The sequence below is a fragment of the Duganella rivi genome (assembly GCF_009857435.1).
Lineage (GTDB): Bacteria > Pseudomonadota > Gammaproteobacteria > Burkholderiales > Burkholderiaceae_D > Rugamonas > Rugamonas rivi.
Window position 1 is genome coordinate 393,701 of record NZ_WWCK01000007.1, and the last position, 19,081, is coordinate 412,781.

Sequence of the window (19,081 nt, forward strand, 5' to 3'; positions counted from 1 at the left end):
TCGCCAACTTTTAGATTGAGGTGAAGTATGCGACTCGTACGTTATGGCCGTCCCGGCAAAGAAAAACCAGGTTTGATCGATGATGAGGGCAAGCTGCGATCCCTGTCCGGCGTGATCGATGATATCGACTCGGCGGCGCTGGCGCCGAAATCGTTGCGCAAGCTGGAGAAGATTGCGCACGCCTCGCTGCCGCTGGTACGCGGCACGCCGCGCTACGGCGTGCCGGTGGCGAAGGTGGGCAAGTTCATTTGCATCGGTTTGAATTACGCTGATCACGCGGCCGAAGCGGGCCTGCCGGCGCCGAAGGAGCCGATTGTGTTCATGAAGGCGATCAGCGCGCTGAATGGCCCGGACGATCCGATCATGCTGCCGCAAGGTTCGAAGAAGACCGATTGGGAGGTGGAGCTGGGGATTGTGATCGGCACCCGCGCGCAGTATGTGAGCGAGGCTGATGCGCACAAGTATATCGCCGGCTACACGGTGGTGAATGATGTGTCGGAGCGCGAGTATCAGCTGGAGCGCGGCGGCCAGTGGGACAAGGGCAAGGGCTGCGATACTTTCGGCCCGGTCGGCCCGTGGCTGGTGACGCCGGAGGATATCTATGACGTGCAGGATCTGGATCTGTACCTGGAAGTGAACGGCAAGCGTATGCAGACCGGGAATACCTCGACCATGATTTTCACGGTGGCGCAGATTGTCAGCTATCTGTCGAAGTTCATGACCCTGGAGCCGGGCGACGTGATTGCGACCGGCACGCCGCCGGGTGTGGGCATGGGCCGCAAGCCGCAGCGCTTCCTGAAGAAGGGCGACACGCTGCGCCTGGGGATTGCGGGCCTCGGCGAGCAGCAGGCGGAAGTCATCGCTTGGAAAGCACAGAAGTAAGCGTGTCCTTGAGGCGGCTGGTGATTTCCGCCAGCTCCGCCTCGCTGGCGATGAACGGCGGCGCCAGCAGCACGTGGTCGCCGCGCCGGCCGTCGATGGTGCCGCCCATCGGGTAGACCATCAGGCCGCGCGCCATCGCTTCTTCTTTGATGGCCGCGTGCAGCCGCCGCGCCGGATCGAACGGCGCTTTGCTGTCGCGGTCTGCCACCAATTCCATTCCTGTCAATAGTCCGCGCCCACGGATGTCGCCCACGTGCGGATGGTTGCCGAACGCTTCGCGCAGCATGCGCCTGAGCGCCGCGCCGCGTACCGTCACGGCGCCCAGCAGGTTGTCGCGCTGGATGACCTTTTGCACCGCCAGCGCCGCCGCTGCCGCCACCGGATGGCCCATGTAGGTGTGCCCGTGCTGGAAGGCGCCGCTGCCGTCGCGCAGCCGCTGCACGATGGGCGTGCGCGCCAGCACCGCGCCGATCGGCTGGTAGCCCGCGCCCAGGCCTTTGCCCAGCACCACCAGGTCGGGCAGCACGCCTTCCTGCTCGAACGCGTACAAGGTGCCGCAGCGGCCCATGCCGCACATGACTTCATCGAGGATCAACAACACGCCGTATTGGTCGCACAGCTTGCGCACGCCACGGAAGTAGCCGGGCGTCGGCGGCACTGCGCCGGCGGTCGCGCCGACCACGGTCTCGGCGACGAAGCCGATCACGTTGTCCGGGCCGGCGGCGAGGATGGCGTCTTCCAGTTCGCGCAGCAGCGCGGCGGTGTAGTCTTCTGTCGTCTGGCCGTCGGCGCGTTCGCGGTACTCGTAGCAGGGCGAGACGCGCGGCACATCGATCAGCAAGGGCGCGAACGGCGCGCGCCGCCACTCGTTGCCGCCGACCGCCAGCGCGCCCAGCGTGTTGCCATGGTAGCTCTGGCGGCGCGCGATGAATACGCTGCGCTGCGGCTGGCCGGCCTCCAGCCAGTACTGGCGCGCCAGCTTGAGCGCGGTCTCCATCGCTTCCGAACCGCCGGAGACGAGGTAGACGTGATCGAGGTCGCCCGGCGCGTCGGCGGCCAGCCGCGCCGCCAGTTCCTCGGCCGCCTCGCAGGTAAAGAAGGCGGTGTGGGCGTAGACATTGCGGTCGATCTGGGCGTGCATGGCGGCCAACACCTCCGGGTGGGCGTGGCCGAGCGAGGAAACGGCGGCGCCGCCGCTGGCGTCGAGGTATGCGCGGCCGGCGCTGTCGGTGACGGTGATGCCGGCGGCGCGCACGGCGACGGGCGGCGCGCGGCGCAGGTTGCGGTGGATGATGTGGCTCATGACGCGTCCTTTCGTGGGAGGGCAGACTGTCCACGATAGCCGCGATCGGCTTGCGTGCTTTTGATTTATGCCGGAACATGGCCGAATAAATTCAGGAGGCAGCATGGAAGATCGTTTGGGGCCGATTCCGTTTGCGGAGATGAGCGCGGCGCAGCAGGTGGCGGCGCAGGTGGTGATCGACGGCCCGCGCGGGGCGCTGTATGGGCCGTTCGTGCCGTTGATCCGCAGCCCGGAGCTGATGAGCGCCGCGCAGCAGATGGGCGAGTATCTGCGCTACCGCAGCGCCATCGGCACCCGCTTGACCGAGCTGGCGATTCTGGTGACGGCGCGCCATTGGAGCCAGCAAGTGGAATGGGCGATCCACGCGCCGATCGCGCGCGAGTATGGGATTGCGGAGGAGGCGATTGCAGCCATCGCGGCGCGCGCGCGGCCGACGGCATTATTGGCCGATGAGGCGCTGGTGTATGAGTTTTGCGTGCAGCTGCATCAGCAGCAGCGGGTCGATGACGCCACCTACGCAGCAGCGCTGGCGGCGTTCGGCGAGCAAGGCGTGGTAGACCTGATGGGCATCAACGGCTACTACACTTTTCTGGCGATGGTGATGAACGCGGCGCAGACGCCGGCCCCGCCGACCTCCGCGCCGCCGCTACCTTAGAGGACTTTTTTCAGCCAGGCGCTGATGTGGCCTACTTCTTCGGCGCACACCGAGTGCGGCATGTGGTACTCGTGCCATTCGACCTGGTAGCCCCACTGTTGCAGCAGGTCGCGCGAGGCGGTGGCGCGGGCCAGCGGGATCACCGGATCCATGCGGCCGTGCACGAGGAAGATTGGGGTTTGCTTGCTTTCCGGCGTGTGCTCGGTGGCCGACTTGTCGGCGATTGGCACGTAGCCGGACAGGCACATCAAGCCTGCCAGCGGCTTGGTTTGACGCAGGCCGGTTTGCAGGGTCATGGCGCAGCCTTGCGAGAAGCCGGCCAGGATGATGCGCTCGTTCGGGATGCCGCGCGCGTTTTCGCGGGCGATCAGCGCTTCGACTTTGAGTTGCGAGGCGCGCAGGCCGGTTTCGTCTTCCTGGCGACCCAAGTCGGTGGCGACGATGTCGTACCATGCGCGCATCACGTAGCCGCCGTTGATGGTGACCGGCATGGTCTCGGCGTTCGGGAAGATGAAGCGGATGGCCGGCAGGCCGGCCAGATCCAGCTCGGGGATCATCGGCACGAAGTCGTTGGCGTCGGCGCCGAGGCCGTGCATCCAGATCACGGCGACGGTTGGATTAGGGCCGGTTTCTTTTTCGATGGTTTGCAGCAGCGTCATGCTTTTCCTTGCGGGCGAATAGCGGATTTGGGACGGAAGGCTTTGCTCACGGCCGGATCGGTTTCCATGTAGGGGCCGCCGATCAGGTCGATGCAGTAGGGGATGGCGGCAAAGATGCCGCCCACCAGCGTGTTGCCGTCGGCGTCTTTCAGGCCGCCCAGCGTTTCGGCGATGGCTTTCGGCTGGCCGGGCAGGTTGAGGATCAGGGCCGCGTGGTCGGCGCTTTCGCGGATCACGGCGGTCTGGCGCGACAAAATCGCGGTCGGCACGAAGTGCAGGCTGATCTGGCGCATTTGTTCGCCGAAGCCCGGCATTTCCCTGGTGCCCACGGATAAAGTCGCTTCCGGCGTAACATCGCGCCGCGCCGGGCCGGTGCCGCCGGTGGTCAGGATCAGGTGGCAGCGGGCTGTGTCGGCCAGCTCGGTGAGCGTGGCTTCGATGTGCGGGCGCTCGTCGGCGATCAGGCGCGTTTCGACGCGGAATGGCGTGGTCAGCGCGCGCGTCAGCCAGTCTTGCAGCGCCGGGATGCCCTGGTCGGCGTAGACGCCGCCACTGGCGCGGTCGGAGACCGAGACCAGGCCGATGACCAGCGTGTCGTCCGTATTACTCGTCATCGGCGTCGATGTCGTCGGTTGCGTCGTCATCGCCATCATCGCCCTTGGCGGCCTTGCGCTTGTCGGCTTCCAGCTGTTTCAGGATCTGGAAGATTTCGCGGTAGGCTTTTGGCGGCTTGTTCTCTGCTTGCTCTTTGCGGGCGTTGCGGATCAGGGTGCGCAGGTGCTGCACGTCCAGGTGCGGCGCTTCGCTCAGCAGGGCGGTCAGGGCGTTGTCGTCGCTCAGCAGCTTCTCGCGGCGGCGCTCGAGTGCGTGCATGGCCGCGGTTTCGGCCTTGGAGGCGCCTTTCCAGCTATCGATGGCTTTTTGGATGACCGACACTTCTTCGGCATCGAGGGTACGCATTTTCTTGCCGATGAATTGCATCTGGCGGCGGCGGCCCTCGTGGTTGGTGATGCCCTGGCATTCGAGGATGGCGTCCAGCACGTCTTCCGGCATCGGCACCTTCTTGACGCGGTCGCGTGGCGCTTCGACCAGCACTTGGCCCATTTTCTGCAGCGCGTCGGATTGACGCTTCATTTCGGACTTGGACGGACGCTCGTATTCGTCTTCGAATTCGGACGAGCTGAAGCCGACGCCGCCGCCGCTGCGATTAGGATTTACCATAATATTAACTTTCCTGCGGGCGCGAGGCTGCGCCCTTAAACTGTAAACGACTGCTATGATAACTGTTTTAGCGGCCACCCGAAGAAAACAGCCCATGAGCGATACCCATTTTACCCACACCCAAGACCAGTTAAAGCAGCTCGCACGCGACGTGCTGGGCTACGCCAAAGCCCAAGGCGGCACCGATTGCGCCGTTGAAATCAGCGAGGGCAGCGGCTTGTCGGTGTCGGTACGCAAGAGCCAGATCGAGACCATCGAGCAAAACAAGGACAAGGGCATGGGGGTGACGGTGTTCATCGGCCAGCGCCGCGGCAACGCCTCGACCTCGGACTTTTCGCCGGCCGCCCTGAAGGCGACGGTGGAGGCGGCCTACAACATCGCGCGCTTCACGGCCGACGACGATTGCGCCGGTCTGGCCGATGAGGATCAGCTGGAATTGAACCCACGCGACCTGGAATTGTTCTATCCATGGCCGATTTCGACTGAAGAGGCGGTGAAGCTGGCGCAGCGCGCCGAGGCGGCCGCGTTTGCGGTCGATCCGCGCGTGACCAACTCGGAAGGCGCGGGCGTGCACGTGCAGCAATCGCACTTTGTGGCGGCCAATTCGCGCGGCTTTATCGGCGGCTATCCGTACTCGCGCCACACTTTGTCGGTGGCGCCGATTGCCGGCAAGGGCAAGCATATGCAGCGCGACGACTGGTATTCGTCGGTGCGCGATGCGGCCAAGATGTCGTCGCCGGAAGCGATCGGCCGGTATGCGGCGGAGCGCGCGCTGGCGCGTTTGAATGCGCGCAGCATTGATACGCGCACTTGCCCGGTGCTGTTCGAGGCGCCGCTGGCGGCCGGTTTGCTGGGCGCGTTTGTACAGGCCACGTCGGGCGGCGCGCTGTATCGCAAGTCGTCGTTCCTGCTCGATTCCTTGGGCAAGCAGGTGCTGCCCAAGCATGTGCAGATTCATGAAGATCCGCATGTGATCGGCGGCGTCGGTTCGGCGCCGTTCGATGAAGAGGGCGTGCGCACGGTGAAGCGCGATGTGGTCAAGAATGGCGTGGTGCAGGGTTATTTCCTGTCGACCTATTCGGCGCGCAAGCTGGGCATGAAGACGACCGGCAATGCTGGCGGTTCGCATAATTTGTCGCTGACTTCGTCGCTGACCACGGCGGCCGATGACTTCGCCGGCATGCTGCGCAAGATGGGCACCGGCTTGCTGGTCACCGAGCTGATGGGGCAGGGCACCAATTATGTGACCGGCGATTATTCGCGCGGCGCGGCCGGTTACTGGGTGGAAAATGGCGTGATCCAGTATCCGGTGGAGGAGATCACCATCGCCGGCAATATGAAGGATATGCTGGCGCAGATCGTTGCGGTTGGTAACGATGTGCTGGTGCGCGGCACCAAGTCCACCGGTTCGATCCTGATCGAAAATATGGTGGTGGCCGGCGCTTAAGCCGGACTGTGTTTAGTCGGTAATGCGGCGGGCGCGGCGGCGGCGGTTGATGCCGGGCTGCTTGGGCCGCTCGCCGGCGGCGGCGCGCCAGGAGCTGGCGTGCGTCCAGCCTTCGCGGTAGTTGCGGCGGATGTAGATGTCGCGCCATGCATTGCGCACGCTGCCGCATACCTCCTCGGCCCAAGAGTTGGGCGTGACGATTTTTCCGTCGGCTATCAGCAGGTCGCCTTCCACTTCCGCAAAGTAGCACATGCCGCGATGGCAGATGCGTAGGCTGGTGCCGTGGGGCAGGAACAAGTCTTTCCATTGGTAGCCATGGCTGGTCGGCTGCCCGTAGTTGCGGGCCATCCATTCTTGTAGCGCGATGAGCGTGATTTCCTCCTCTGAACGCAGGTCTTCGCGCTTGCGCATCTGGTAATTTAGTTCCAGATATACACGGTGGGTATGTTTCATAATGGTCGCCTGATTTTGTCTGAAACTGCCTGTGAAATGCCTGCCTTTGTAACAGTTAGACAGCGCCCCTCAGAGGGAAGTTCCGCAAAATGCCTTAAACGCTCAGGCATTCTTCAGGCGATTTCAGACAAAATCAGGCAAGAGGTTTAGGTACTAAACCCTGTGTGTATATCCTCACTTGCAGAGTTTGCTTGTGGGTTGGCCGCAGGCGATCAGGCGGCCGATGTCGGGATTGCCGAGGTAATCCAGGTGCGCGCCGCTTGCGCAGCAGGCGTTGCAGGCTGTCGGGCGGTGGCGAGGGCATGGCGCCAGCGGCCGGCAGCGTTTGGTCGGCCAGCGATAGCAAGGGAATCTGATTGGCTGCCATCACGAGGTAGCGCATGCGTGCTACTGGTCAGTGGCGACCAGATCAAGACTTCGTTGATCCAGCCGGCGTCATGCGTGCAGATGCCATGCACCAGCAGCACGTCGGCGGCATGGCCGTTGGACTGCGCGGCCAGATCGATCAGGCCGGGAAATTGCGCGGGTGGCGCAGCGGGCAACAAAGGCGGGTGATACGGCGTGCTGCACGCTGGCAGCAGGAGCATCAAGGGGAGTGTGAAGCGGAGCAGGCTGCGTGGCATGATGAACCTCCGAACGCGGCGCGCGAATGCGCCGCCCGGAGTCCAGTGTAAAGATCCCCGCCGCGCCCGCCTTGTGGCGCCGCAGGGCTTGCTGTTTTACTGTTGCGCCAACAGCGATTGCAGCACCGGCTGCAAGATCGCCTTGCCCAGCTCGGCGCTGCGGGCGCCGTTCCAGCCGGTGTCTGGATCGGGATCGTTGGCGTTGTCCTTGAACGGCATCTCCAGGGTCAGCGACAGGCAGCCGAAAGCGTGGGTGATGTGCGGCGAACCCATGGTCAGCGTTTCCGGCGTGTACGGTGTTTCGCCGTAGCCAAATTCGTCCTGGAAGTCCGGGCTGGCGATCAGGAAGTTATCGATGAAGTATTGCTGCGCTTCGGCCTGATCCGGCGTGAAGGTCGGCAACGATTCGCTGCCGGCCACGAATACATAAGGCAAGCCTTCGTCGCCGTGGATGTCCAGGCACAGGTCGACGCCGATCTCGTGCATCTTCTGCTTGACCAGGAACACTTCCGGGCTGCGCTCCATGGTTGGATTCAGCCACTCGCGGTTCAGGTTGGCGCCGGCCGCGTTGGTACGCAGATTGCCGCGCACCGAGCCGTCCGGGTTCATATTCGGCACCACGTAGAACACCGCTTCCTTCAGGCACTGGCGGCCGAACGGATTGGCCGGATCGAGCAGCGCTTCAACGAAGCCTTCGACAAACCATTCAGCCATGGTTTCGCCCGGGTGCTGGCGCGCGATCACCCATACTTTTTGCTCTGCTTCCGGGTCGCCGATCACCAGCATGTTCAGATCGCGGCCATCGATGGTGCTGCCGAGGTCTTCCAGCTTGACCAGCGGCGACAGCTGGGCGCTGTCGAGCAGGGCCAGGTGGCGTTCCCACGAGTACGGCTCGAAGTAGGCGTAGTAGACGCTGTCGTATTCCGGCGTGTGCTCGATGGTCATGGTCTGGCCGTCGTAGCTGGTCGGCACGCGGAACCACGAGTCGCGGTCGTAGCTGGCCACGGCCTGGTAGTCTTTCCAGCCGTCCGGGTAGGCGGCCTTGCCGGCGTTGAGGAAGTTCATGGTCAGCGGCGTGCCCTGCGCGCCCTGCACGCGGTAGTAGAACCACTGGATGATGTCGGCGTGGGAATCCTTGCGGATGTTGAGGTCGATCGCGGCCGGATCGTCGGCGCGAACCACTTCGATAGCGCCGGCGTCGAACTGCTGGCTGATTTTGATAGGCATGGCGGAATCCTGATGAATTCTATAGTGATAGTCGACCGCGCTTGTGGCGCAGAGCCGACATGATACAGGCTCCCGCGCCGCGCCGCGCGGAATTCCGCTGGATTGCCGCCGCCGGCGCCGTGGCAGGTCTAGGCCAGCCCGCCGAAGCGGTCGAAAAAGGCGGGCTCGGCGGCCGGGGCGGCGGCGTCTTCGCGGCGCAGGGCGAGCTCGATGTGCTGCTCGGCGGCGGCGTAGACTTCAAGGTAGATTTGCCGCGCCAGCTCGTAGGCCAAGGCGCCCGGCCATGGCGTCGGCAGCAGTTCGACCGGCAGCTGCGGGTCGTGCAGCTGCACCCGGCGGTAGGCGTGCACCAGCAGCGTGCGCACCACGAAAGCCTTCTCCGGCGTCAGCGGCTGGTCGCAGGCCTCCACGCCGGTGGCGCCGTCCATGCCGGCGCTGCCCGGCGGCAGGCCGGCGGCCGCGTCGTTGGTGGCGCGAATGGCCGCCAGCAGCGGCTCGAACTGGGCGAGGAACTTGCTGTAGCCGGCCGCCACCGCCGCCACGTCCCAGCCCTCGGCCACCAGGTCGCTCAATGGCCGCGCGCTCACCTGCCGCATCGACTTGCCCTGCACCACAAACAGCTTGCCGGCTACGCCGAGGCGCTTCAGCAATTCATCGAGCGCCGGGCCGTCGGCCGCCGGATGCCCCATGATGCCGGGCGCGATCACGCTATAGCCCTCCCACAGCAATTCCTTGCGCACCGCCGCCCGCTCGGCCGCGTTAAGCGCGCCGTCGCCGTTGAGCACCAGCGTCCAGCTGCCGTCCCAGTGCACATTGGGCGGCGCATAAATGCGGCGGTAGGCGTGCACGAAGCGCGCCATCGCGTCCGGCGTGATCGCGTAGGAGGCGCGGCGGCCGTCGCGCTGGGCGCCCAGCCAGCCTTCCTGCGCCAGCCGGAACACCGAGGTGCGCAGCAGGCGGTCGTTGACGCCGAACGGCGCCAGCAGCTCGATCAGGCTGCCCAGCCACACCATGCCGCCGTGCGGCACGATGGCGTCGCCAAAAATGGTCACCACCAGCGATTTCGAGCGCGGCGGGTCGGTGGCCAGAAAGCCGGCGATCCATTCGTTGCAATTCATAGGCAGCCAATTAACCTGTACATGGAAACAATAGTTTACTTGCCCCGGCGCGCCGCCGCAAAGCATTAACGTAATGCAATTCCATGACGTGAGTCAAAAAATGCGTAGACAAAGGTAAAGCTGTATCGTATTCTGTGCTGAAGGAGGAGACAGCCATGTACGCACAACTGGTAGAGACCGGCCTCAAGCAGGTTCGCACGGCGGCCGAGATGGGCGCCGAGGAGCAGGCGTTCCAGGCCCGCATCGACGCCGGCGTCAAGATCGAAGCCAAGGACTGGATGCCGGACGCTTACCGCAAAACGCTGGTGCGGCAGATCTCGCAGCACGCCCACTCGGAAATCGTCGGCCAGCTGCCGGAGGGGAACTGGGTGACGCGCGCGCCCACGCTCAAGCGCAAGTCCATCCTGCTGGCCAAGATCCAGGACGAGGCCGGCCACGGCCTGTACCTGTACAGCGCCGCCGAAACCTTGGGCGTGTCGCGCGACGAGCTGCTGGCGGCGCTGCACAGCGGCAAAGCCAAGTACTCGAGCATCTTCAATTACCCAACGCTGTCGTGGGCCGACATGGGGGCGATCGGCTGGCTGGTGGACGGCTCGGCCATCATCAACCAGATCCCGCTGTGCCGCTGCTCGTACGGCCCGTATGCGCGCGCCATGATCCGCGTGTGCAAGGAAGAATCGTTCCACGCGCGCCAGGGCTACGACATCATGCTGGCGCTGTGCCGCGGCACGCCGGCGCAGAAGGCCATGGCGCAGGACGCGCTGAACCGCTGGTGGTGGCCGTCGCTGATGATGTTCGGCCCCTCGGACGCGGAGTCGGTCAACAGCGCGCAATCGGCGCAGTGGCGCATCAAGCTGTTCTCCAACGACGAACTGCGCCAGCGCATGGTCGATCAAACCGTGCCGCAGGCCGAGTACCTTGGCCTGACCATTCCCGATCCCGACCTGCGCTGGAACGCCGATACCGGCCACTACGACTTCGGCGCCATCGACTGGGCCGAATTCCAGGAAGTCTTGAAAGGCAACGGCCCGTGCAACCGCGAGCGCCTGCGCACCCGCGTCAAGGCCTGGGACGACGGCGAATGGTTCCGCGACGCGCTGGTCGCCCACGCCGACAAACAAGCAGCGCGCGCCGCCGCATAAAGGAGACAGCAATGAGCAAGGAATGGCCTCTGTGGGAAGTGTTCATCCGCAGCCAGCACGGGCTGGCGCACAAGCACGTGGGCAGCCTGCACGCGCCGGACGCGGAGATGGCGGTGAATAACGCGCGCGATGTCTACACGCGCCGCAATGAAGGCGTCAGCATCTGGGTGGTGCGCGCGGCCGATATCGTCGCCAGTAGCCCGGCCGACAAGGGCGCGCTGTTCGAGCCGTCCAACAGCAAGGTGTATCGCCATCCGACCTTCTTCCCGATGCCGGAAGAAGTCAAGAACTTGTAAGGCGGCCGCCATGGATCACAAAGTCAACTACCTGCTGCGCCTTGGCGACAACGCCTTGATCTTGAGCCAGCAATTGTCGCAGTGGTGCGGCAAGGGGCCGGCGCTGGAAGAGGACATGGCGCTGACCAACGTGGCGCTCGACCTGCTGGGCCAGACGCGCATGTGGTACGAGTACGCCGCCGAACTGGAAGGCGCGGGCCGCGACGAAGATGCGCTGGCTTACCTGCGCGATGCGCATGAGTTCAAAAACTGCCTGCTGCTGGAACAGCCGAACGGGAATTATGCCGACACGCTGGTGCGGCAGTTCTTCTTCGATGCGTGGCACTACTTCTTGATCGAAGGACTGACGCGCAGCAGCGATGCGCGCATGGCGGCGATTGCGGAGAAGGCGCTGAAAGAGGTGACTTACCATCTGCGCCGCAGCGGCGATTTGATGGTGCGGCTGGGCGATGGCACGGAGCTCAGTCACGCCAAAACCCAAAGCGCCGTCAATGAATTGTGGATGTATAGCGGCGAGGTGTTTGCCTACGACGCGGTGGACGAGGCGATGGTCGCCGCCGGCGTCGCGCCGCCCGCAGACGAACTGCGCGCGCACTGGTTGGCGCACGTGGCCGAGATTCTGGCCGAGGCCACGCTGACCATGCCGCCGGCCGACGCCTGGATGCAGCGCGGCGGCAAGCAAGGCCGCCACAGCGAGCACCTCGGCTACATCCTGGCCGAGATGCAGTTCCTGCAGCGCGCCTATCCCGGCGCCACGTGGTAACAGCGAGCCAGCAATGAAAGCCGCCGCCACTGCCATCGCCGCCGCAGCACCCGCTGTCCGCAGCGCCGCCGACGCGGCCCGAGTGCATGCCCCCGGCGCCGTCGCCCCGGCGAAGGCCGGGGCCCATGCTGAGCAAATTTTTGCGTGGCTCGGCGAAGTGCCCGATCCCGAAATCCCGGTCATCAGCATTGTCGACTTGGGCATCGTGCGCGACGTGCGCGTGGCGGACGACGGCGCGTGCGACGTCACCATCACGCCAACCTACTCCGGCTGCCCGGCCATGCAAGTGATCGCCGACGCCATCATCGAAGCGCTGCATGCGCGCGGCGTGGCGACGGTGCGGCTGCACAACCAGCTCTCGCCCGCATGGACGACCGACTGGATGAGCGATGCCGGCAAAGCGGCCCTGCGCGGCTACGGCATTGCGCCCCCTGCGCAGCAAGTGATCGACATCAGCGGCCTGCGCGCAGGCCGCACCGCGCTGGCGGCAGTGTCGCGCCGGGCCGTGATCGCGCCTTCGGTCGCCTGCCCGCATTGCGGCGCCACGCACACCGAAATCACCAGCCAATTCGGTTCCACGCCCTGCAAGGCGCTGTACAAATGCCTGGCCTGCCGCGAGCCTTTCGACTACTTCAAGTGCCACTAACGATCATGAGCAAATTCCACCCGCTGACCATCGCCCAAGTGCGCAACGAAACGCGCGACACCATCGCCGTCACCTTTGCCGTGCCGCCCGAGCTGCAGGACAGCTTCAAGTTCCAGCAAGGCCAGCACCTCACCCTGCGCGCCAGGATCGGCGACGACGACGTGCGCCGCTCCTACTCGATCTGCTCCGCCGTGCAGGACGGCGCGCTGCGCGTGGCCATCAAGCGCACGCAGGGCGGCCTGTTTTCCAGCTGGGCCAACGACACCCTGCAAGCCGGCCAAACGCTGGACGTGATGCCGCCCATGGGCCACTTCAACGTGCCGCTGGACGCCGCCAACCGCAAGCACTACCTCGCCTTCGCGGCCGGCAGCGGCATCACGCCCATCCTGTCGATCATCAAGACCACGCTGGCGGCCGAACCGCACAGCCGCTTCACGCTCTTCTACGGCAACCGCGCTTCCTCGTCCGTCATCTTTAAAGACGAACTGTCCGACCTCAAAGACAGCTACATGGAACGCCTCAAGCTGGCCTATGTGATGAGCCGCGAGCAGCAGGACATCGAACTATTCAACGGCCGCATCACGCAGGAGAAAGCCGCGCAGTTCCTCCGGCACTGGGTGTGCGCCGACGACATCGACGTCGCCTTCATCTGCGGCCCGGAAGACATGATGCACGGCGTCTCGGCCGCGCTGCAGGACGCCGGCATGCCGAAGTCGAACATCAAGATCGAACTGTTCGCCGCCAGCATTCCCAGGCACGCGCATCAGCCGCGCGCCGCCGGCGCAGCGGCCGCCGTCCACCAGCATACCGAGGTCACCGTCATCATGGACGGCAATGCCGCCAGCTTCACCATGGAGCAGGACAAGGAATCGCTGCTCGACGCCGGCCTGCGCGCGGGCCTCGACATGCGCTACTCTTGCAAAGGCGGCGTGTGCTCGACCTGCCGTTGCAAAGTCATCGAGGGCAAAGTCGACATGGACGCCAACTACGCGCTGGAAGACTACGAAATCGCGCGCGGCTACGTATTGAGCTGCCAGAGCTTCCCCACCACCGCCAAAGTCGTCATCGACTTCGACCAAGCCGAATAAAAACGGAGACCCCCCATGGACTACCAGAACATCCTGTTCGACATCAGCGACGGCGTCGCCACGCTGACCTTGAACCGCCCGGACAAGCTGAATAGCTTCACGCAGGCCATGCACGACGAAGTGCGCCACGCGATCAAGCGTGTCGCCAGCGAGGTCGCCAGCGGCAGCGCGCGGGTGCTGGTGCTGACCGGCGCGGGGCGCGGCTTCTGCGCCGGCCAGGACTTGTCGGATCGCGCCGTGGAGCCGGGCGCGCGCGCCGTCGATCTGGGCGACTCGGTGGAACAGAACTACGCGCCGCTGGTGCAATCGCTGCGCAACCTGCCGCTGCCGGTGATCTGCGCCGTCAACGGCGTGGCGGCTGGCGCCGGCGCCAATATCGCGCTGGCGTGCGACATCGTGCTGGCGACGCAGTCGGCCTCCTTCGTCGAAGTGTTCTGCAAACTGGGTTTGATTCCCGATACCGGCGGCACCTACTTCCTGCCGCGCCTTGTCGGCAGCGCGCGCGCCATGGGCCTTGCCATGCTGGGAGAAAAACTCAGCGCCGAGAAGGCCGAGGCATGGGGCTTGATCTGGAAAGCGATTCCCGACGCCGACTTCGCCGCCGAGGTGCAGGCGATGGCGCGCCACTTCGCCAGCGCGCCGACCAAGGGACTGGCCTTCACCAAGCAAGCCTTGCACGCCAGTGCGCACAACAGCTTGCAGCAGCAGTTGTCGATGGAGTGCGGCATGATGAGCGAATTGGGACGCAGCGACGATTACCGCGAGGGCGTGGCCGCCTTCATGGAAAAGCGCGCACCGCAATTCAAGGGGCGCTGAGATGGCGGCCCTGGATAGCGGCCGCGCGGTCGCGGTAATCGGCAGCGGCGCCATGGGCGCGGGCATTGCGCAGGTGGCAGCGGAGGCCGGCTACACGGTGCGCTTGTACGACACGCGTCCCGAAGCGGTGCAGAAGGCGATTGCCGGCATCGCGTCGGCGCTGGAAAAGCTGGTCGCCAAGGAGCGCATCAGCGCTGCCGATTGCACGGCGGCCGTGGCGCGCTTGCACGCTGCTGCTGCGCTGTCCGACGTGGCCGATGCGGGCATGGTGGTGGAGGCCATCGTTGAAAACCTCGACGCCAAGCGCGAACTGTTTGCGCAACTGGAAGGCATCGTCGCTGACGACTGCATCCTGGCGACCAATACCTCGTCGATTTCCGTGACCGCGATTGCGGCGGGCGTGCGGCTGCCGGGCCGTGTCGCGGGCATGCACTTCTTTAATCCGGTGCCGTTGATGGCGCTGTGCGAGGTGGTGAGCGGGCTGGCCACCGACGCTGCCGTCGCGCAGACGGTATACGACACGGCGGCGGCATGGGGCAAGAACCCGGTGCACGCCAAGTCAACGCCGGGCTTTATCGTCAACCGCGTGGCGCGGCCGTTTTACGCCGAGGGCTGGCGCTTGCTGAATGAGCAGGCGGCCGATGCGGCCACCATCGACGCGGTGATGCGCGAGGCCGGCGGCTTCCGCATGGGGCCATTTGAGTTGATGGACTTGATCGGGCACGACGTGAATTTCTCGGTCACGCAGTCGGTCTTTAACGCGTATTTTTGCGATCCGCGCTTTACGCCGTCGGTGCTGCAGCAGGAGATGGTGAATGCCGGCTTCCTCGGCCGCAAGACGGGCCGTGGCTTTTACCAGTACGGCGATGGCGCCGCCGCGCCGCAGGCGCAGGCCGAAGCGCCGCAGCCGAAGCCGGAGTATGTGAGCTACACGGTGGAGCAGGGCGCGGCTTTGCACGCGGTGGGCGGCGCGGTAGTCGATGCGCTGGCGGCGCGGTTGCGCGCGGCGGGCATCGAGATCGCGCAGCGCCGCACGCCGGAGACCATCCGCTCCGCCGGCCCGCACGACGATGCGCCGGCTTTCCACTGCAACGGCGCTGCGGTGTATCTGACCGATGGCCGCAGCGCGACGCAGCGCGCCTGCGACAACCATCATCCAGATACGGTGCTGTTCGACCTCGCGCTGGACTACGGCAGCGCCAAGCGGATTGCCGTCGCGTGTGCCGACCAGTGCGCGCCGGCGGCGTATCACGCAGTGGTGGGCTTGCTGCAAGCGGCCGGTTTCATCGTCACGCGCCTGGACGACGTGCCCGGCATGGCGGTGATGCGCACCGTCGCCATGCTGGCCAATGAGGCGGCGGATGCGGTCAACCAGGGCGTCTGCAACGCCGCCGCTGCCGACACCGCGATGCAGAAGGGCGTCAACTACCCGCGCGGCCCGCTGGCGTGGGCGGATGCCGTCGGCATAGAACACATCGTGCGCGTGCTGGCCCATTTGGCGGGCAGCTATGGCGAGGATCGCTACCGCGTCTCGCCGCTGCTGCGCCGCAAGCAGGCGAGCGGAGGGCGCTTCCATGAATAATCTGAACGACGCACGCGCGGAAGCACAGGCACTTGCGGAGGCGGTGGCGGCGGCGATGTTTGCGCGCGATCCGGCCTCGCAGGCGCTGGGCATGGTGATTGACGCCGTGGCGCCGGGCTACGCACGGATGTCGATGCCGGTGCGCGCCGATATGCTGAACGGCCACCAGACCTGCCACGGCGGCTTTATCTTCACGCTGGCTGACAGCGCCTTTGCCTTCGCCTGCAACAGCCGTAACCACGTCACCGTGGGCGCTGGCTGCAGCATCGACTACCTCGCGCCCGGCCACGAGGGCGACGTTTTGAGCGCCACCGCCGTCGAGCAATCGCTGGCCGGCAAGAGCGGCATCTACGACGTCAAGGTCAGCAACCAGGAGGGCCGCACGATAGCGCTGTTCCGCGGCAAATCGCACCGCATCAGCGGCAGCGTGATCTAACAAGGAGACACCGATGGTCCAACGCACTCCCGCGCCGTCCGACCTGGAGCCGATCGAGCGCGCCAGCCGCGACGAGCTGCAAGCGCTGCAACTGCAACGCATGCAATGGTCGCTCAAGCACGCCTATGACAACGTGCCGCACTACCGCGCCGCCTTCGACAAGGCCGGCGTCCACCCCGACGATCTGAAAACACTGGCCGATATCGCCAAGTTCCCGTTCACCACCAAGAAGGACTTGCGCGACAACTACCCATTTGGCCTGTTCGCCGTGCCGCAAGAGCGTGTGGTGCGCGTGCATGCGTCGAGCGGCACCACCGGCAAGCCGACCGTGGTGGGCTACACGCAGAACGACATCGACACCTGGGCCAATGTGGTGGCGCGTTCGATCCGCGCCGCCGGCGGGCGCCGTGGCGACATGGTGCACATCTCCTACGGCTACGGCCTGTTCACCGGCGGCCTCGGTGCGCATTATGGCGCCGAGCGGCTAGGCTGCACGGTGATCCCGATGTCCGGCGGCCAGACCGAAAAGCAGGTGCAGCTGATACAGGACTTCAAGCCCGCCATCATCATGGTGACGCCGTCGTATATGCTGAACATCATCGAGGAATTCCAGCGCCAGGGACTGGACGCTGCCGCCAGTTCGCTCAAGGTCGGCATCTTCGGCGCCGAGCCGTGGACGGATGCGATGCGCGCCGAGATTGAGCAGCGTGCCGGCATCGATGCGGTGGACATCTACGGCTTGTCGGAAGTGATGGGCCCCGGCGTCGCCAGCGAATGCATCGAGAGAAAGGATGGCCCGGTGATCTGGGAAGACCACTTCTACCCGGAGATCATCGATCCAGAAACCGGCGAGGTGCTGCCGGATGGCGAAGAGGGCGAGCTGGTATTCACCTCGCTCAGCAAGGAGGCGCTGCCCATCATCCGCTACCGCACGCGCGACCTCACGCGATTGCTGCGGCCGACTTCGCGCAGCATGCGCCGCATCGGCAAAATCACCGGGCGCTCGGACGACATGCTGATTATCCGCGGCGTCAACGTGTTCCCGTCGCAGATTGAAGAACTGATTTGCAAGATGCCGAAACTGGCGCCGCAATACCAGCTGGTGGTGAGCCGCGAGGGGCATCTCGATAAGCTCGACGTGCTGGCCGAGCTGCGGCCCGAGGTGGCGAGCGGGGAAATCGATGCGCTGTCGCGCGAGCTGGAGCAGCGCATCAAGACCAACGTCGGCGTTAGCACCAAGGTCAAGCTGCTGCCGCCCAATGGCATCGAACGCACGCTGACCGGCAAGGCGCGCCGCGTGGTTGATATGCGCCCGAAGAATTAAAACGGGGTTGACGGTGCTGGTCGCTTTAAAAGTGTGCGGCACCAACCCAACCCGCACACCGCTGCGGCCAGGGTCAGACCCCGTACGGGGTCTGACCCTTTCGTTCGGGGTGCTTTTTAAGATAGCAGTCCCGCGCCAACGACTACGCGCCTGTTGTACCCCGTCGAATGATAGATTGAGGAGACATTGTGAACGAAGCTTACATCTGTGACGCCATCCGCACCCCCTTCGGCCGCTACGGCGGCGCGCTGGCCGGCGTGCGCACCGACGACCTGGCTGCGCTGCCGATTGCCGCGCTGATCGCCCGCAACCCCGGCGTCGACTGGGCGCGCGTCGACGACGTCTACTACGGCTGCGCCAACCAGGCCGGCGAGGATAACCGCAACGTGGCGCGCATGGCGGCGCTGCTGGCCGGCTTGCCGGTCGATGTCCCGGCCAGCACCATCAACCGCTTGTGCGGCTCGTCGCTGGACGCGGTCGGCATGGCCGCGCGCGCGATCAAGTCGGGCGAGGCGCAGCTGGTGATCGCGGGCGGCGTGGAGAGCATGACGCGCGCGCCGTTCGTGATGGCCAAGGCCGATAGCGCGTTTTCGCGCGCGGCCAAGATCGAGGACACCACCATCGGCTGGCGCTTCGTCAACCCGCTGATGAAGGCCGCACATGGCATTGACTCGATGCCGGAGACGGCGGAGAACGTGGCGCTGGAGTTTGGCGTCAGCCGCGCCGACCAGGATGCGTTTGCGCTGCGCAGCCAGCAGCGCTGGGCCGCCGCCCATGCAGCGGGCGTGTTCCGCGACCAGATCGTGCCGGTGACGCTGGCGCAGCGCAAGGGCGAGCCCAAGGTGTTCGACACCGACGAGCATCCGCGCCCGGACACCACGCTGGAGATGCTGGCCAAGCTGAAAGGCGTGGTGCGGCCCGACGGCACGGTCACGGCGGGCAATGCATCGGGCGTGAACGATGGCGCGTGCGCGATCCTGCTGGCGTCTGCGGCGGCGGCCGGACAGTATGGCTTGCGCAAGCGCGCGCGCGTGCTCGGCATGGCGACGGCGGGACTGGCCCCGCGCATCATGGGCTTCGGGCCGTCGCCGGCGTCGAAGAAGGTGTTGGCGCAGGTGGGCTTGTCGATTGCCGACATGGACGTGATTGAGTTGAACGAGGCGTTTGCCGCGCAGGGCCTGGCGGTGACGCGCGATCTTGGCCTGGCCGACGATGCGCCGCACGTGAATCCGAATGGCGGCGCGATTGCGATCGGCCATCCGCTGGGCGCATCGGGTGCGCGGATGGTGCTGGCGGCGCTGCATCAACTGGAGCGCACCGGCGGCCGCTATGCGCTGTGCACCATGTGCATCGGCGTCGGGCAGGGCATTGCGCTGGTGATCGAGCGCGTTTGAACGGAG

The 19,081-nt window shown here is 65.4% G+C and carries 21 protein-coding genes; 13 read left to right on the forward strand and 8 right to left on the reverse strand.

What is annotated here, in order from left to right; all coding sequences use genetic code 11:
- Positions 1-27 precede the first annotated feature (27 nt).
- The gene (locus tag GTP45_RS24690; RefSeq protein WP_161016510.1) at positions 28-882 is read left to right on the forward strand and encodes a fumarylacetoacetate hydrolase family protein; all 855 of its coding nucleotides are present in this window, start codon (positions 28-30) and stop codon (positions 880-882) included.
- Here the strand turns inward: GTP45_RS24690 and GTP45_RS24695 are convergent.
- The gene (locus GTP45_RS24695) at positions 857-2,185 is read right to left on the reverse strand and encodes an aspartate aminotransferase family protein (RefSeq protein ID WP_161016511.1); all 1,329 of its coding nucleotides are present in this window, start codon (positions 2,183-2,185) and stop codon (positions 857-859) included. The genes GTP45_RS24690 and GTP45_RS24695 overlap by 26 nt on opposite strands.
- Before the next feature lie 103 nt (positions 2,186-2,288).
- Between GTP45_RS24695 and GTP45_RS24700 the strand changes: the two genes are divergently transcribed.
- On the forward strand, positions 2,289-2,840 hold the full coding sequence (locus tag GTP45_RS24700; RefSeq protein WP_161016512.1) for a carboxymuconolactone decarboxylase family protein: 552 nt from the start codon (positions 2,289-2,291) through the stop codon (positions 2,838-2,840).
- On the opposite strand, the gene GTP45_RS24705 is transcribed toward GTP45_RS24700, so the two are convergent.
- From GTP45_RS24705 to yjgA, 3 genes are read right to left on the reverse strand one after another with little or no spacing between them, the layout of a single operon-like run.
- Positions 2,837-3,499 (reverse strand): alpha/beta hydrolase, encoded by a 663-nt coding sequence (locus tag GTP45_RS24705; RefSeq protein ID WP_161016513.1) that lies wholly within the window; start codon positions 3,497-3,499, stop codon positions 2,837-2,839. The genes GTP45_RS24700 and GTP45_RS24705 overlap by 4 nt on opposite strands.
- Positions 3,496-4,113: a molybdopterin adenylyltransferase gene (gene mog, locus GTP45_RS24710; RefSeq protein WP_161016514.1), complete on the reverse strand. Its 618-nt coding sequence runs from the start codon at positions 4,111-4,113 to the stop codon at positions 3,496-3,498. The genes GTP45_RS24705 and mog overlap by 4 nt, the downstream gene beginning before the upstream one ends.
- Positions 4,103-4,720 carry a ribosome biogenesis factor YjgA gene (gene yjgA / locus GTP45_RS24715; protein ID WP_161016515.1) on the reverse strand — a complete coding sequence of 206 codons (618 nt, stop codon included), beginning with the start codon at positions 4,718-4,720 and terminating at the stop codon, positions 4,103-4,105. The genes mog and yjgA overlap by 11 nt, the downstream gene beginning before the upstream one ends.
- A 94-nt stretch (positions 4,721-4,814) precedes the next feature.
- Here yjgA and pmbA point away from each other — a divergent pair, with 94 nt between their 5' ends.
- Positions 4,815-6,167: a metalloprotease PmbA gene (gene pmbA, locus GTP45_RS24720; RefSeq protein ID WP_161016516.1), complete on the forward strand. Its 1,353-nt coding sequence runs from the start codon at positions 4,815-4,817 to the stop codon at positions 6,165-6,167.
- 12 nt (positions 6,168-6,179) lie between these two features.
- Here pmbA and GTP45_RS24725 read toward each other — a convergent pair whose 3' ends face one another.
- The 4 genes from GTP45_RS24725 to GTP45_RS24740 all read right to left on the reverse strand — a co-directional run bounded on the left by GTP45_RS24725 (position 6,180) and on the right by GTP45_RS24740 (position 9,588).
- Positions 6,180-6,620, reverse strand: coding sequence for a hypothetical protein (locus GTP45_RS24725; protein WP_161016517.1), 441 nt, complete (start codon positions 6,618-6,620; stop codon positions 6,180-6,182).
- Between the two features lie 212 nt (positions 6,621-6,832).
- Positions 6,833-7,207, reverse strand: coding sequence for a hypothetical protein (locus GTP45_RS24730; RefSeq protein ID WP_161016518.1), 375 nt, complete (start codon positions 7,205-7,207; stop codon positions 6,833-6,835).
- A gap of 132 nt (positions 7,208-7,339) precedes the next feature.
- On the reverse strand, positions 7,340-8,470 hold the full coding sequence (locus tag GTP45_RS24735) for a M14 family metallopeptidase (RefSeq protein WP_161016519.1): 1,131 nt from the start codon (positions 8,468-8,470) through the stop codon (positions 7,340-7,342).
- 128 nt (positions 8,471-8,598) lie between these two features.
- On the reverse strand, positions 8,599-9,588 hold the full coding sequence (locus GTP45_RS24740; RefSeq protein WP_161016520.1) for a PaaX family transcriptional regulator: 990 nt from the start codon (positions 9,586-9,588) through the stop codon (positions 8,599-8,601).
- A gap of 155 nt (positions 9,589-9,743) precedes the next feature.
- Here GTP45_RS24740 and paaA point away from each other — a divergent pair, with 155 nt between their 5' ends.
- The 10 genes from paaA (at position 9,744) to pcaF (ending at position 19,075) form a co-directional block, all read left to right on the forward strand.
- Entirely contained in the window at positions 9,744-10,730 is a 987-nt protein-coding gene (paaA, locus tag GTP45_RS24745; RefSeq protein WP_161016521.1) for a 1,2-phenylacetyl-CoA epoxidase subunit PaaA, read from the forward strand.
- A gap of 11 nt (positions 10,731-10,741) precedes the next feature.
- Positions 10,742-11,026: a 1,2-phenylacetyl-CoA epoxidase subunit PaaB gene (gene paaB / locus GTP45_RS24750; RefSeq protein ID WP_154360552.1), complete on the forward strand. Its 285-nt coding sequence runs from the start codon at positions 10,742-10,744 to the stop codon at positions 11,024-11,026.
- 10 nt (positions 11,027-11,036) lie between these two features.
- Positions 11,037-11,789, forward strand: a complete 753-nt coding sequence (gene paaC / locus GTP45_RS24755) for a 1,2-phenylacetyl-CoA epoxidase subunit PaaC (RefSeq protein WP_161016522.1) — start codon at positions 11,037-11,039, stop codon at positions 11,787-11,789.
- 13 nt (positions 11,790-11,802) lie between these two features.
- Positions 11,803-12,435: a 1,2-phenylacetyl-CoA epoxidase subunit PaaD gene (gene paaD, locus GTP45_RS24760; protein ID WP_161016523.1), complete on the forward strand. Its 633-nt coding sequence runs from the start codon at positions 11,803-11,805 to the stop codon at positions 12,433-12,435.
- Positions 12,436-12,440: 5 nt separating this feature from the next.
- On the forward strand, positions 12,441-13,523 hold the full coding sequence (gene paaE, locus GTP45_RS24765) for a 1,2-phenylacetyl-CoA epoxidase subunit PaaE (RefSeq protein WP_161016524.1): 1,083 nt from the start codon (positions 12,441-12,443) through the stop codon (positions 13,521-13,523).
- Positions 13,524-13,538: 15 nt separating this feature from the next.
- Positions 13,539-14,339 carry a 2-(1,2-epoxy-1,2-dihydrophenyl)acetyl-CoA isomerase PaaG gene (gene paaG, locus GTP45_RS24770; protein WP_161016525.1) on the forward strand — a complete coding sequence of 267 codons (801 nt, stop codon included), beginning with the start codon at positions 13,539-13,541 and terminating at the stop codon, positions 14,337-14,339.
- A 1-nt stretch (position 14,340) separates the two neighbouring features.
- Entirely contained in the window at positions 14,341-15,921 is a 1,581-nt protein-coding gene (gene paaH, locus GTP45_RS24775; RefSeq protein WP_161016526.1) for a 3-hydroxyacyl-CoA dehydrogenase PaaH, read from the forward strand.
- A complete protein-coding gene (gene paaI / locus GTP45_RS24780; RefSeq protein WP_161016527.1) occupies positions 15,914-16,357 on the forward strand; it encodes a hydroxyphenylacetyl-CoA thioesterase PaaI in 444 nt (147 codons plus the stop codon). Before paaH ends, paaI begins: the two co-directional genes overlap by 8 nt.
- Positions 16,358-16,370: 13 nt before the next feature.
- Positions 16,371-17,681 (forward strand): phenylacetate--CoA ligase PaaK, encoded by a 1,311-nt coding sequence (gene paaK / locus GTP45_RS24785; RefSeq protein ID WP_161016528.1) that lies wholly within the window; start codon positions 16,371-16,373, stop codon positions 17,679-17,681.
- Between the two features lie 188 nt (positions 17,682-17,869).
- Positions 17,870-19,075 carry a 3-oxoadipyl-CoA thiolase gene (gene pcaF, locus GTP45_RS24790; protein WP_161016529.1) on the forward strand — a complete coding sequence of 402 codons (1,206 nt, stop codon included), beginning with the start codon at positions 17,870-17,872 and terminating at the stop codon, positions 19,073-19,075.
- The last annotated feature ends 6 nt before the right edge of the window (positions 19,076-19,081 follow it).